Source organism: Bdellovibrio sp. (assembly GCF_036384735.1).
Classification (GTDB): domain Bacteria; phylum Bdellovibrionota; class Bdellovibrionia; order Bdellovibrionales; family Bdellovibrionaceae; genus Bdellovibrio.
The window spans coordinates 42408-56110 of sequence record NZ_DASVLT010000052.1 but is presented as its reverse complement, the minus strand read 5'-3'; the positions used below and the strand labels follow the sequence as shown (position 1 = coordinate 56110).

10 protein-coding genes are annotated in these 13703 nt (G+C 44.8%); 2 read left to right on the top strand and 8 right to left on the bottom strand.

Translation table 11 applies throughout. The annotated features are described in order from the left end of the window. Position 1: 1 nt before the first annotated feature. Genes VF412_RS16200 through VF412_RS16190 form a run of 3 tightly spaced genes read right to left on the bottom strand, consistent with a single transcriptional unit; the run spans position 2 to position 3558 of the window. Positions 2 to 1774: a hypothetical protein gene (locus VF412_RS16200; protein ID WP_331340306.1), complete on the bottom strand. Its 1773-nt coding sequence runs from the start codon at positions 1772 to 1774 to the stop codon at positions 2 to 4. Then, positions 1774 to 2376, bottom strand: a complete 603-nt coding sequence (locus VF412_RS16195) for an ATP-binding protein (RefSeq protein ID WP_331340305.1) — start codon at positions 2374 to 2376, stop codon at positions 1774 to 1776. Before VF412_RS16195 ends, VF412_RS16200 begins: the two co-directional genes overlap by 1 nt. Before the next feature lie 42 nt (positions 2377 to 2418). Beyond that, positions 2419 to 3558 (bottom strand): phosphatidylserine/phosphatidylglycerophosphate/cardiolipin synthase family protein, encoded by a 1140-nt coding sequence (locus VF412_RS16190; RefSeq protein WP_331340304.1) that lies wholly within the window; start codon positions 3556 to 3558, stop codon positions 2419 to 2421. A gap of 72 nt (positions 3559 to 3630) precedes the next feature. On the opposite strand from VF412_RS16190, the gene VF412_RS16185 reads away from it, so the two are divergent. Further along, on the top strand, positions 3631 to 4338 hold the full coding sequence (locus VF412_RS16185) for a hypothetical protein (protein ID WP_331340303.1): 708 nt from the start codon (positions 3631 to 3633) through the stop codon (positions 4336 to 4338). A 34-nt stretch (positions 4339 to 4372) separates the two neighbouring features. On the opposite strand, the gene VF412_RS16180 is transcribed toward VF412_RS16185, so the two are convergent. Further along, a complete protein-coding gene (locus VF412_RS16180; RefSeq protein ID WP_331340302.1) occupies positions 4373 to 5215 on the bottom strand; it encodes an MBL fold metallo-hydrolase in 843 nt (280 codons plus the stop codon). 6 nt (positions 5216 to 5221) lie between these two features. Beyond that, on the bottom strand, positions 5222 to 6514 hold the full coding sequence (locus VF412_RS16175) for an enoyl ACP reductase FabMG family protein (RefSeq protein ID WP_331340301.1): 1293 nt from the start codon (positions 6512 to 6514) through the stop codon (positions 5222 to 5224). 122 nt (positions 6515 to 6636) lie between these two features. Between VF412_RS16175 and VF412_RS16170 the strand changes: the two genes are divergently transcribed. Continuing rightward, a complete protein-coding gene (locus VF412_RS16170) occupies positions 6637 to 7377 on the top strand; it encodes a helical backbone metal receptor (protein ID WP_331340300.1) in 741 nt (246 codons plus the stop codon). A gap of 67 nt (positions 7378 to 7444) precedes the next feature. Here VF412_RS16170 and VF412_RS16165 read toward each other — a convergent pair whose 3' ends face one another. Genes VF412_RS16165 through VF412_RS16155 form a run of 3 tightly spaced genes read right to left on the bottom strand, consistent with a single transcriptional unit; the run spans position 7445 to position 13584 of the window. After that, positions 7445 to 9109, bottom strand: coding sequence for a beta-sandwich domain-containing protein (locus VF412_RS16165; RefSeq protein ID WP_331340299.1), 1665 nt, complete (start codon positions 9107 to 9109; stop codon positions 7445 to 7447). Positions 9110 to 9122: 13 nt separating this feature from the next. Further along, positions 9123 to 12437 carry a hypothetical protein gene (locus tag VF412_RS16160; RefSeq protein WP_331340298.1) on the bottom strand — a complete coding sequence of 1105 codons (3315 nt, stop codon included), beginning with the start codon at positions 12435 to 12437 and terminating at the stop codon, positions 9123 to 9125. Then, positions 12424 to 13584: a hypothetical protein gene (locus tag VF412_RS16155; protein ID WP_331340297.1), complete on the bottom strand. Its 1161-nt coding sequence runs from the start codon at positions 13582 to 13584 to the stop codon at positions 12424 to 12426. The genes VF412_RS16160 and VF412_RS16155 overlap by 14 nt, the downstream gene beginning before the upstream one ends. Positions 13585 to 13703 lie beyond the last annotated feature (119 nt).

Sequence of the window (13703 nt, the reverse complement as noted above, 5' to 3'; positions counted from 1 at the left end):
TTTAGAATTTCCATAACGCGGCAGCATTAATATCCAGCTGCATATCTTCTTTCGCAGCTGACGGGTCATACTTGTATTGGCTAAGACCCAAGCCATATCGCAGATACCATTTGGATTTTGGTGAGAACTGCTTATAGGCATCGGCTTCGAGGCGGTAAGCATTCTTCACTTTGAAATTTCCGGAAGAACCAAGGTAATAGTGAAGTTTCACCTCGGACCAGTTCATGAAGCGAAGCCATGATTTTTTCTTTGTCTGCTTTTGCCAGAAGGCACCTAGGCCGAACATTGTTGTGCTATCGCTATCACCCTTCACGATTTGGAATGGAAGCATCAAACCCCAGGTTTCATCAATCATGTTGAAGCCCGCATGAGCCCTCCATAAAAGCTCTATCGTGGTTAGATCTACTTTCGCAAAATCAGCCTTATCCGTCAGGTGTTGAACATGATCCACACCAAGACCCCAATGCAAATGACTCCATGAAGAGTTCATGAGCAGGAAGTTTTCAATCCACCATTGGCCACCCAGATCCGCATTCAAAAGACCTGAGGGAGCGGAGTAGCTTGCGCCTAAATACAAGTCAAATGGAGAGCCGCGATTTGTATCGTAAGCTGCATAGAATGTGTTCGCGCCTTCTTGAACCGTGAGGTAATGTCTGTCTTCACCAGACGGGATGCCAGTTAAAGACCAGCGATATCCGGAGCCTTGTTGTTCAAAGTGAGCATTGGCATCTGACGGGTCTGCAGATATTTGACCTTCTGCTGGCGCGGAAACTTGCAATGACAAAGAGGACGCATAGGTTTTTGTCGCCGCTTTACTGCTTGTGAAGGGACGGAATTTTTCCTGTGGTAATGGGCCTTTGATGTTGAATTCTTGGCGCATTGGAATGTCGCCATCACCCTTGAGAAACACAATGGGACGTTCTTTGGGAAGAACCACTTGCCAATCTGTTGGCGACAGACGTTTGATGGCGTTTTCATCAACAGGCTCTGCACCTGAGGCAGTTAAGATGATGTTGTTGCCATCTTCCACCGCATCTTTGAAATCCACGTCGTTACGACGAGTTTCAATTTCAAGGGTCGATCCAGATTTTGTTTGAGCGCGGAAGTTGACCGCCTCATTGCGGTCGTTCAGGTAGATAATGCCTTGATTGCCGACAACGGTCCCGTTGATTTCAACTTGCGCTGTCTTAGTCGCGGGATTGCGCGGCCGAACGACAATCTGACCATTTTGATTTGTTAGATACAATTCCTTTGAGCACAAATACAAGCGAGTGCCTTCTGCCTCGCGATAGATACAGAAGACCATGAAGGGAAGAAGCTTCATGGTTGAAATAGTCTGAGCATCAACGGCTGGCACCGTATAAGAGGCAATGTCAGAGCGAAGATTCTCGCGATCGGCCATAGGTCTGCCACGATAATATTTCACAGTGCCTTTTTCGAGATCAGCACTGTAGATGGCCTTACCAGAGTTATTTTTAATTGAAAGCTGACCTTCTTTAAGAAGACCTGCAGGCCAAGTGAAGCGAATGCTGTATTGTCCCGCTTTTGTTTTGGAAGGTTCAAGGCTGAAAGTCACTTGAGTCGAGTCAATCAAGACGTCGCCTACTGATAAACGATTTTCATCCCACAAAGAATATTCAAAGCGTTGAGGCAGGACTTGTAAATTATTTTTGTCGGCCGGAAACAGCAGTGGCTTCGTTTCCGGTGCTTTTCCTTGCGCAAATGAGGCGATCGGCGAAAGCAAGACAAGAAGGGTCAACAAGCTGCATTTCATTAGAGAAGCTCCTTCGTAATTTCGTCGGCGTTTTTGTGTGCAAGAATAGCGCGGATGACAGCCAGAGAGGTTGTGATCTTGGATAAGAAGTCGGCGTTGTGAGGAATGATCAAGCGACGGGGGTGACCGGCCCATGCTTCTTTGATTTTTGAATTCAAAGTCCAAGCCTCTTCAAAACTTTCCGTACGGATTGGATTTGAAGTGTCATAGAAATCCGTATCTGCTGTATCCAGATGAATCACCCAATCATAGCGAGCTAGTTCTTTTTCGCGTGAACTTTGTACTTCCGCGAAGAAATGTTGTGCGCCTTCAGGCCAGTACGCCAAACTATCCAATGTCCCGCGATCGCAAACGATAAGACTTTTTTGACTCATCTTGCAGATCATATCTTCTAGCTCGTGCTGAATGAAATAAATCGCACGCTGTGCGTGGATGACGCCTTGGGATTCTTTGAAGCGCGGAAAACCACCGCGATATAATATACTGGCCGCTTCAGGAACAACGGCACATTTTTGGCCTAATTCTTTTTTGAGAGTTTCAATGAGGGTTGTTTTTCCCCCGGACGGACCACCTGTGATTGCTACTTTAACTTGTGAATTCATAGCATTTAGGATCTTAAGAACAAGCTATAAGGTCAACTTATTCTAGAGCATATATCGCAATCTGAACGCGATTTTATAGATCCAACGGCTAAACCACGACGAGTGAAATTCGAGTTCTTTGATGGAACGACTGTTTTTCAGATCCACCTCCCACTGACTTATCATATTTTGCAGGCTGTCCTGGTCGTCAAATCGAGCAATCACTTCTAAATCATGCAGCAGGCTTCTGTGATTTAAGTTAAAGGATCCAATGAATGCCGCATCGTCTACGACCATGGTCTTCGCGTGTAAAATGGTCTTCTGATATTCATAAATAGGAATTCCACTATGAAGTAGGAATCGTACCAGATTAAATGCCGCCCATTTCACAAAGAAAACGTCAGACTTTCCCGGCAAAATCAGTTTTACGTCCACGCCGCGTTCAGAAGCTTTAATCAATGCTTTTAAGAGGGAGCGTTTTGGTAGAAAGTAAGCGGTTGTGATGTAAATGCGATCCTCTGCGCGGTTTAATAGGCGTAAAAGATCGCGATATAAGGCGCGACGCATTTTTTGAGTCGTATTCAACTGCACTGAAGTTGAGAATGAAGATCTTGGGATTCTCCAGCGACCGACCCAGGTAAGAATCCCACGATAAATCGTCCGCAAATAAGTGATTTGTGTTGCGATGACCAATTGTTTGACGGCCGGGCCTTCAAGGCGCACACCCGTATCGCGCCAGGCGCGAGCCCCGACATATTTTTCGCAGTGAATCTCGATAAAATTGAGACTGCCTATGTAGGCGACCGTATCATCGATCAAAACAATTTTGCGATGATTGCGGCGGTTCATGCGACTTAAGAAGCTTGCCACCTTCCACTCGCTCATACGGGGCCAGCGATGGGTGAGGGAACTCCAATAAGGCATCGGATGGAAGACTCGCAATTCAATGCCGCAGTTGTGGCAAATTTTTGTAAGCTCTGGAATATAATAGTAGGAGCCAAAGCCATCGACTGTCATTTTGACCGAGCAGCCACGACTTCGTGCATAGGCGAGTTCATTCAGCAGCACGGAGGTTAAGCGATCCGTAGCAAAAATATAACCTTCAAGCGTGACACTTTTTTTGGCTTGCCGAATGTCTTCGATGAGATTTTTGAAGTACTCATCGCCCGTATGAAATATTTGAACTCGGCTCCATGGCTCCATATATGCTGCATTGTTCAATAAATTATTAAAAAAGTCGACATCAAAGCAAAGCAATGGGCAAACTTAAAGCCTATGATGATGAACAAACAGAAAATTGCAAAAACATTGGCAGTAACTTTTCTCAGCGTAATGTGCTGGGGGGCGGCAAGAGCGGCGAATGCCTCGGTGCCATCTGGTAAAACCACAGTGGTTTATTTTGGTCTTCAAAACCAAGAAGACTTCGATAAGAAAGTGAAGCCTGTATTTGACAGTCAATCTTGCAAAAATTGCGAACTTGTTAACTACACTCCATATACAAAAGAGGGTGCGGTTGATTTTCCTGCTCTTCAGGAAAGAGTAGAGTCTCTTCCAGAAACAACCAGCTTTGTTTTCTTTGATTTCAACATGAAGGTAAATGATCACAATAAAGATCTTGTCGATGCTTTGAACAAAAAGGCAGATAAAGGTTTAGTGGTTGTTGGTTCTGCGGGGGTTCCAAAGGCGAATGAAACATCGAGCCCGTTGAGTCGCACCGTGCTTGGTCAGGTTCACAATTCTTTGATTATCGGTGAGTTGGGTGAGAAAGATCGTTTAATGCCAACAGGTTTTTATGGTCCCGAAATGCTGACAGCCATCCGTCCTCCGAAAGATAAAATTGGTCAGGGATATGCGCCCTTGATTTTCGCTGCCAATCTCGCAGAACACTGGCAAAAGCACTCGGGTCCTGAATGGACCGAGCACTTTAAGGCTAAAAAATCTAAAAGTCGCAAGCTTTGGTTAGACATGAGTGATATGTTCTAAAAATGAAAGCCACCGATAAGGTGGCTTTTTTTATTTATCTGCCCGGGAAGACTTCGATCCGATCACGGTGCTCTTCGGGGATTCTAGATTTTATAATTCTTTGAATTTCGGTGTCTGAGTAACGACTGGAAAGATGGATGAAAACGATCTTTTCGCTCTCAATATCTTTTAAACGTGGAATGATTTCGTCTAAGTGTGTGTGACCCCATTGACGGGCGGATTCAATAGATTTTCGCTCGTCAATATATGTGGACTCCATCAAAAGAATTTTAGATTTACGCACCCAGGGACGAGAATCTAAGAATTCAATTTGGGTGTCGCCAGTGAAGCTTACCACCGGCGTATGGACAGCCTCGTTCACTTCTTTGCCTTGTCTGCGCAAATCGACGATTTCTTTTTCAGAAAGACCTTGAAATTCTGCTTTAAGTTTTTTATGGATTTCGAAGACTGTATAGCCAAAAGAGTCCACTCGGTGAGTAGTTGGGAAAACCTTCACGTAAGTCTGAGGATTCAGAAAAATTTCGTCGTCCGCCTCAATGCCGACGAAGTTGTGACGATATTCGTGACCTTCGATCTGCCCCCAAATCTTCATAATCTGTTCCATGGGTTCCACCATGGATTTCGGCATATAAAACTTAGCACCTTCTTGAGAGGTCATGGCTTTTTGAGAAATAATGTACGGAATGCCAGCGGCATGGTCGAGGTGACCGTGAGTGATAAAGAAATGCTTTAGATTTAAAAGATAGGGAAACCCTTGAGCCACGTCGAAACTTAAAGAGAGTTCCGGCATTGAAATAGCCGTGCGGATTCCCGAAAGTGACAGGCCGTGAAACTTATATTTTTGGTAAGTCCAAGTTTCGCCAGCCATCACAGTCATAAAAACCTACATGCAACGTGCAACGATATCGTGACCGATCCATGCTACGGGAGCTTTGGGCTTCCAAGCGTCGTGAAGCATCACATATCCACAAGATTTAAAGACCACTTCGCTCAATACAAAAGTAATCAATTGTTTTTCGTCCTTGTGCAAGCTGATCAAGTGATCAGAGCTACTGAGCATATACTCCATTTGCTTTTGATCAGAGTTTTGTGGCCACTGATCATACTTGCTATGGCTCACTGTGATATCATTAGTCAGATAGTCATCAGTGAATTTAATGATCTGCTCGAAAGTCACATCGTCTTTCAAAAGTTTTTTGCAGTCAGCAAGAACTTGCTCTGTGTGTTTTCTATCAGCGCCGTCTTTTTGGAGGGCTGCAAGTAAAGGATAAAGTGATACTTCAACCCCTTGGAAGACCGAGCTCGAGTTCGTCAAGATCTCTGGGCAGTTGTAAACGCAGCAATTCACGCCTTCTTTTGCGAATTTCTCAGACAACTTTTCTAAATCCATTTTCGCCCAACCTTGGAAATAAGGCGTGTAGGTTTGCCATTTGTATTGGCCGCGAATCAGGACTTCCGTGCCGTGATAACCGTAAGCTGTGTAAGAAACGTGGGATCCTTGAGACTCCAATTTCTTGCGAAGGGGAGCTGAAATTTCAATCAAATGACGGAAGGTCTCTGCTGTGACTTCTACAAAGTTTTTCAAGCACAATTGACCGATTTCAGAGTCGAACAAAGTTTTTGAAGGAATGTGACGATCTCCAGTTCCTTTGAACGCGCGGTTCAGAAGTGGCATGATGATTTTTGTACGGGGAACACCGCCAGCCATCAAGTGGGCGAAAACAACGTTTGCACCTGCAGGAATATGCTTTTCGAGTTCTTTAATGAAAAGCTCGGTGTTCTTTTTAAAACGAACGATGCTGTTTTGGTGAGATTCTTCAACGGACTTCCAGTCCAATTTCGCTTCCAACCAGTCACTTAATTTAACATCTTTTAATTGATCACAAGGAGTCGTGCCGTTAGATGCGGGCTCCATATCGAAACCAGCTTCAAGGGGAACATTGATAAAGGGTTGCGGAATTGTTGCAGCTTCTTCAGCTGTCAATGCACGAAGAACGCCATCTTTTTCGCGACGGCCAACAGTGGCGCGGACAATGGTCATGCCACGACGTTCAGCCTCTTCAACCAAACCATTGGCGTAACCACGAGAAAAAAGCTCGCCAAACAACACAAGGACATCGCCTTTTTTGTAAGGAGCCAAAGCTGGTTTTTCGCGGAGTGGGAAGACTTGCGTCATAAAATACACCTCATTGTTAGGCGACTATAGTCATGTGCAAGCAGATTATGGTCAACATTTTGACTCTGGATGACTCGGTGTATACTCTCCTTAGAGCAGCCTTTTGCGAAGGAAATAGGATAATGCGCATCGTGAGCATGGTTCCGTCTTGGACGGAGACTTTATTAAAAGCCGGAGTGAATGTCGTTGGACGCACGCGCTATTGTATTCATCCTCCGAAATTGATCACAAATATTCCTATTGTCGGCGGCACTAAAGATGTGTCGTGGGATTTGGTAGAAGATTTAAAACCAGATTTGGTTCTTTTAGATCAAGAGGAAAATCCCTTGGAAATGGCAGAGGAGTGTCCTGTTCCTTACTTTGCAACCCATGTGAATTCGATCGAAAGTTTGCAAAAAGAACTGGTGCGATTAGGAGAGGAACTTAAAAATCCCTATTTGATGGAACTATCCGTCGAATGCTTGGATGTATTAGAGGCACCAACACCAACTTGGAATTCAAAAAAAATTCCTGGATTCATGGAGTGGGTGAAAGCTCCGACCGAATCATCGCACAAAGTGGTTTATCTGATTTGGAAAAAACCGTGGATGGCAGCAGGCAAGGACACCTACATAGGTTCTGTTCTGAAGAAACTCGGGGCTGAACTTGTCGAATTTCCAGAAGGGGAGAAGTATCCTGTTTTAGACGTGGAAGAACACACCGATGCCTTGTTTTTATTTTCATCAGAGCCGTATCCTTTTGCAAAAAAGATTTCTGATTTAAAAGCGCTGGGTATTGAGGGAGCCATTGTGAATGGCGAATCCTATTCATGGTTCGGTGTTCGTGGCATTGAATTTCTTAAAGAACAGCTTCTTCAAAAATAGGAATGGATTCGTTCAAATAAAAAAGGCTGTGGGTCTCACAGCCTTTTTTGTTTGATAAAGACGGTTTTTATTTGCTCACTTCGGTGGCATTTAAGATGTTAATGCCTGTGTAGCCGTCAAACTGAACGGCGATTTTTCCGTTCAAATAAACTGAGCGAACGGTGCCTGTGTAAATTTGTCCGTTAGGTCGCCATACGACGCGATCCCCTGTGCAAATATTCGATGCGCCTTCGCAGTTAACCTGCTTACCAATTTCGGACGCTTGCAAATAGTTGTAGCCCGTATAGCCGTCGAATTGAATTTTCACCACATTGTTCGAGAAGAGCTCGCGCACAATGCCAAGATAATCACTGTCACCCACGCGAGCCTCCAAGCGATCGCCGATATTCAAGTTGCCAAGACGGCTTACAGAACGTCCCATGCTCTTCGCATCGGCGTAGTTTAGACCTGTATAGCCATCAGCGATAATCGCTACTTGTCCATTCGAGAATGCGTTTTTGACGACGCCAGGATAATAGGCTCCATTGATTTGGAAAATCGCACGGCTGCCAACACAGATGCCGTTGTCTGAACAGTTTTGCTGCCTGAATAAGTTTTTCGCCTTAATAGCACTTGTCGTCGTATAACCATCAAACAAAACGAAGGCTAAATCGTTTTGATAAATCTGCTTCACAGTTCCGATATAGCTGCCGTCGCCATTTGTGAATCCCACACGGTCGCCAACCGAAATTCCCGAAGAGCTTTGTACCGCACGACTTACCTTCGTGACATCAATTGTAGATGCTTGAGCGTATCCGTCGAACACGATAGTCGCATAACCGTTCGAATAGACGGAGATAGCGGTTCCAGCATAATAATTGTCAGTCCAAAGAAGTACACGTTCACCCGTGCAGAAGCGATCGCCGCTTAATGCACAGTTAATTCGTTTTCCAAGATCGGCCACTTTGATCACATCGATACCTGAATAGCCATCGAATTGAACGCGAGCATCTCCTGATTGGAAGATTTCGAGGACGGTCCCGTAGAAGGCATTGCCATCTGAACGAATCCATAAAACGCGGTCACCGACAGTGACGGCTGGTTTCACGACTGGGGGAGCGACTGGTGTCGGCGGTTTCACCGGCGAATCATCGCGCAAAATCAATTTTGCGACATTGATGTCAGAATAAGCAGATAGGTCAATAGCCGCCTCGGAACCAAAAGATTCAGCACGAATTTCGATGGCAGAGATGTCCTCAACTGAAGCAACGTAAAGTTGTAACTGAGACCCCGAATCCATTGCTGAGCTGCTTGAATCTTTCTTCAGCTCGACGCGCCCGCCATTTCTTGTAAGAGCTGTCACGCTATAGATTTTAGCTTTGCCTATCTTAATAGTTAATTGAACGCCGCTTAAGAACGTGGCTGGTTGCAAGTCAAAATGATAAACAGTGCCGCCACCTTTGCGTGATACGCTGGGGATTGTTGCTGTAGAGTTGAAGATACCACTCATGCTCAAAGGCGGAGTGCTTGATTGCGAGATCGAAGAATCAGAACTGTTGCCGTTGTCTTGAGTGGATGTTCGATTCTGATTAGTATTGTTGATTGAAGTCGTATTTGTCTGCGTATTGGAAGAAGAATCGTCCGAAGACATCATTGAACTCGGATCGGGCAAATCCGTCAGCACCTGTGCGTGGGCAGGTGAGTGCAGCAAGGTGACTGTCGTAAGAAAGCTGACGATAAGAGAGGGCTTCATAAAATACTCCGATCTAGTTCAAGTACATTCCTGGGTAAGAAGGGCCGCTCATTTTGAACAAGCGCTCCATCATATTCGAGGCATCTTTTTGCAAATCTTTTTCTTTTTGAGATGAGTCCGGCATTTTGGTTTGACCTTTGATGGCCAAAACAAAACGGTTGAAATCATTTGTTGAGCGAAGAGCAACAAAGAAGTTGCGGTTTCTTTCATCACCGTTGTCTTGCATTTGTGTGCTATTTGTCTCTTGGGCGATCACATAATAGTTTTCTGTTATATCAACAGGCTGATTGTGAACTTCGCCGTCACAGATCATCAAGCCGCGAGTCACTGCTGTGACTTTCTCTGCATCCGTCAAAGATGAATTCAAAATCGACAAATAGTCTTTACGGCCGAACCAAGAAGTATCTTTAATAAACAAAGATGGATTCAAGCTTACCAGGGCGCATTGTTCGAATTTATTCACGCGAATTTTAATGCGACTTTGTTGCACCATCAAAGATGTCGATGTACTGACATTGATAGCATTGCTAGTTGAGTTTGAATCTGATTGTGACCATGAGATCGACGCTCCCAAATCGACACCCATTGAAACGAGGTCAAAGAATTTCTTTGACAGACCTAGTTTGCCGCTGATGCTGACAGACTCTGTTCTGTAAGTCGAGTGCGCTTGGCTCATCGAGAAGGCCGTTCCCACAGAAAGACCTTGATTAAATCCTTCCAAATATCGAGATCCACCAACCTCTTTCACAGACATACGTCTTTCCACCTGGAAGAAGCGTGAAGAGTCCTTGGAATGATAGCAGTCAGAGCCGAAACCAGTTGCAAGGAGAGGGTTGTTAAAGACGCCGCCCTTTGCCGCAAACTGAGTTGGAAAGAACTCACTCACCCAGAAAGAGCAAAGCTTCTGTGCCGTCGTTCGAGATAGCTGGCCGCCTGATACGATGGCTTGAAGCTCTGCCTTTGAAAGCACAAAGCGAGTGTTGACTGGTTTGATTTTCAAAGCCCCAGTTAAAGCCGTCGTTGGTTGCATGTCATGCAAGTTGACCAAGGCCATGTTGTTTTCTTTTGCAAAGCCCGCATCAGAAGTACGGTCTAATTGTTTTTTATAGCTGGCAGCTTGAGCCCATTTGCCTTGTTGTACTACCTGAGCGACAATTCCTTTTGTTGATGATTCGTTTTTGCCATTGCCGGTCAAAAGGAAAGAGCTAACAGCTGATGCATCCAAAATACGAAGAGGACGGTTGGTGTCGTCGGCGTTCAAGACGACGGGGCCGATGAATGTTGGCGATTCAAGGCCCGAAGTCGTGTCGATAGCTGTGCTCAAATCAGTACCTTGTTTCAAAGTGATAGAGTTGCCGTTCATGACCACTTTGCTTTCATCCACAGGATAAATTTCAACCAGCATGTTGTTACGGTTGCCAAGGGCCTTTAAATCTTGCGCACGGAAAGTCATCTCGGCATTGATTTGCCCACTCATAACATTGATGAATTTTTCGTCAGAGGTAACATAAGTGTTTTGATCGTTGTCGTATTCGCGATTTTTTACAATGGCCATCTTAAGAAGATAAACACCGTCACGAAGTTTTTGAATTTCACCACGACCGTTTGAAATGCTCGAGTAAACGAGCAGGCGCGGTTCGATCTTGACTTGAACTTTCTTAACAACAGAGAGGTTCAAAAGATTGTCGATCTGATAGTTATAAGACGTCGTGCTATAGTTGAAGGAATCCATCACCACCTGAGTGCGTGGACGGTTTTCTGCCTTGCAATCCAAAGTCAATTTTTCAGTAGGGTCGACGTAACGCATGTCGCGACCTACGGCACCAGTATTATCCCAAGGATTTACGATAATAGTCAGCTTTTCATTCATTCCAAGATTTTCATTAGCGATCTGCACGAAACCTTTCAGATAGCGTTGACAGTCGAAGTATTTGAATTTGATGCTTTCATCCCAGGTCACACAAGCATTATTGTCCGTTCTGACATCTACAGTTGTTGCAGTGTCCGCTTCGCTTTGACGGAACTTCGTGACTTTAAAAGTCGCCGCGCGCGCATTTTTTTGATCGATACCGTTTTTTACACAGGCTTTGATATTGTAGATCACCTCACGAGTTGAGGTTGTCTCTTCACCGATGCGGATGTATTTGAATTCTAGCTGAGAGACTTCAATCTTAGGTTTTTGATAAGCGTCTTCTGCCGGAGCCTGAGTTGTCCCGTCAATTGTTGTTTGCATGACTTGCATCAATTGAGCATTTACATAGCTATTCAATTGGAAATTCTGATCTTGAGCCACTTGTGTCGAAAGTTTCAGGAATGAAGACCCTTTGATTTGGTCATAGTCACCCAAGATATAAATGCCATCGAAAGCCTTAAGACCTTGAGGACCATCGACCGGCTCAAGGTGCAGGCCTAACACCAACTGACCACGAGTTGGAATTGCAGAAAGTGAAAGTGGAGAGCGCACCGCCAAGCTGCCATTTTCCATTTTTGCATCAAGATCATCAGTCTGTGAAAGCAAGCGGTGAACCTCTTTGCCGCCGTCCATATAGGAGTGAATCATTTCCATGCGCACTTTGAACGACCCCGCCGTCAAAGAGCGAAGGAACACTTCGCCATTCATTTTAGTCATTTGAATCGAAGGAGTTCCGCGAAGTTCGACAAGCAAGTCGACGCCTGAAGCAGTAAGATTTTGTTCTGTTACGAACAAACGACCTTCTTCCAACCACAAAGGGCGAGTGCGTTGAACGTTATCTGCAGAGAGACCTTTCAGTGCCATTGAAGAGGCCTTTGCTGATTTAACTAGGTTTGGAATCGCATCTTCATTTTTGACATCAAGAACAGGAGCCAAATTTTCACCGTGGGACCATGGATTGATAGCAAAGGACACCGTGCGAACACCTTTATGCAAGCCCACACCACGCACATGACGGTCAATTTTGATGTATTGAGAGTCAGCTAGATAGTTATATTCGATCTTTTCAGACCAAACGATACAACCTGAATTGTCTGACGTTACTTCTTTATTGGCCTCATCGATTTTAAATTTGTGACCAGTGATCGCTTTGTTGTAATAAACGTCTTTCACGCATGCATACAAATTAAATACTTTTGAAGTCGGAAGGGCAAATGCACCCTCTTTTGTAGCTTCTAAAACAGTAGAACGACTTGGTGCCGCTTCAATAGTGAAGGTCGCCGCTTCTGTGTCACCAGCATCCAAAGCTTCCGCCGGCTCTGAAGATTTATTCTTCGGAGTCGGTAAGTTGCAGGCCGTAAGCCCCAACAGATTCACGCTTAAAAGAAGAAGGAGAAGTGCTTTAGATGTCTGCATAGAAAGTCTCCAACTTCAGAATGAACTGCTTTTCGCGGGATTGAACTGGATTTTCGTACATCACTTCTGCATCTTTGTATTGAAGACCTACGTTGAAGCCTTCTTTTTTGAATGAGAATAAAGTTTCGGCACCATAACCAACGCGATTTGTCTCGAAGCCACGGGCATTGAAGTAAGCTACCGCTGCCTCTGGAGCAATCGAGAAGTACATACCCTTCAGAGTCCAGTCCATGTTGTGGGTCATGTGGATCTTTGCTCCCGCTAGCGCCAAATAACCTGTGGCATCTTCGGAAGGGGCTTTGTCATTGTGGATGTATTGTGCTTGGCCAACGAAGTCCACGTATTTGAAAACTGGAACTTGGATCTCTGTACCGAACTCTTCGCCCTGAAACTGGTAGACGAAGTTGTATTGAGCATCCGAGACGTTTTGAACTGTATTTCCTAGAAGCAAAGACTGTTGAGCCACTGCTGACGGCAAGTTGTTGTACATGAAATAGCTGACACCTGTTTTCCAGAAAGTTTCTTTATTGCTTTGAAACTTCCAGATTAGAGCCGCTGTGTTCAATGAAGGGGTTGGTTCAAGATCTTTTGTATTTGTGCTCAACGAAGTTGAAGTAGGGATGGCAGTTTCTAGATAGAAACCCATCTCGAAGATGCCTGACTTAATCAAAGCCGTAGTGCGAGCTGCCGGAAAGGCCAACTCGTCAATCAATAATGACGTATGAATTGCTCGTTCATTCAAGGCACCTGCTGATAAGCGGAACCATTCAACAGGAGTGTAGTGAGCTGCTGCTTGGTTTAAAAGAATCTTGTTTTCCATTTTATCAGCGCCATCGATAGTTTGGTTTTGGCCAGACACCATGCGGATAGAGGGCTGAAGGTCTAAAGTAAGGGATTCAGTTAAAAGATATTTAGAGCGAACATCCAAACGAAAATCGACATATTTAGATTGGCTTTGGTCATCGTGGAAATCAGTGCCGGCAAGGCGTAAGCGCCAGTCTGCTGTGAACTTTGATTTTTCTTTCTTTGCGGAAATAGCAGACGTCGCTGTGGTGTTCACCGCAGTCGTAACAGATTGGTCTTGAGCCCACGCTTTTGTGGTCAATCCCAAAATGATACAAAGTGTTGATAGCGCACGTCTTTTCATTCCTACCCCGTTTCGTAGGACTACATTTCAAAAGCTGTGCGCGGACTTGGCCCCTTCATTTCAAAATTAAAAGAGATTAGGAAAATAGTTTATACACGTGACGTTTTTTGACGTCGGCT

What these genes read in the sequence shown, in the direction of transcription:
- VF412_RS16165 (WP_331340299.1), bottom strand. Translation starts at nt 9,109, where the DNA reads ATGAAGCCCTCTCTTATCGTCAGCTTTCTTACGACAGTCACCTTGCTG.
- VF412_RS16180 (WP_331340302.1), bottom strand. Translation starts at nt 5,215, where the DNA reads ATGACTGTGATGGCTGGCGAAACTTGGACTTACCAAAAATATAAGTTT.
- VF412_RS16185 (WP_331340303.1), top strand. Translation starts at nt 3,631, where the DNA reads ATGATGATGAACAAACAGAAAATTGCAAAAACATTGGCAGTAACTTTT.
- VF412_RS16200 (WP_331340306.1), bottom strand. Translation starts at nt 1,774, where the DNA reads ATGAAATGCAGCTTGTTGACCCTTCTTGTCTTGCTTTCGCCGATCGCC.
- VF412_RS16195 (WP_331340305.1), bottom strand. Translation starts at nt 2,376, where the DNA reads ATGAATTCACAAGTTAAAGTAGCAATCACAGGTGGTCCGTCCGGGGGA.
- VF412_RS16190 (WP_331340304.1), bottom strand. Translation starts at nt 3,558, where the DNA reads ATGGAGCCATGGAGCCGAGTTCAAATATTTCATACGGGCGATGAGTAC.
- VF412_RS16155 (WP_331340297.1), bottom strand. Translation starts at nt 13,584, where the DNA reads ATGAAAAGACGTGCGCTATCAACACTTTGTATCATTTTGGGATTGACC.
- VF412_RS16175 (WP_331340301.1), bottom strand. Translation starts at nt 6,514, where the DNA reads ATGACGCAAGTCTTCCCACTCCGCGAAAAACCAGCTTTGGCTCCTTAC.
- VF412_RS16160 (WP_331340298.1), bottom strand. Translation starts at nt 12,437, where the DNA reads ATGCAGACATCTAAAGCACTTCTCCTTCTTCTTTTAAGCGTGAATCTG.
- VF412_RS16170 (WP_331340300.1), top strand. Translation starts at nt 6,637, where the DNA reads ATGCGCATCGTGAGCATGGTTCCGTCTTGGACGGAGACTTTATTAAAA.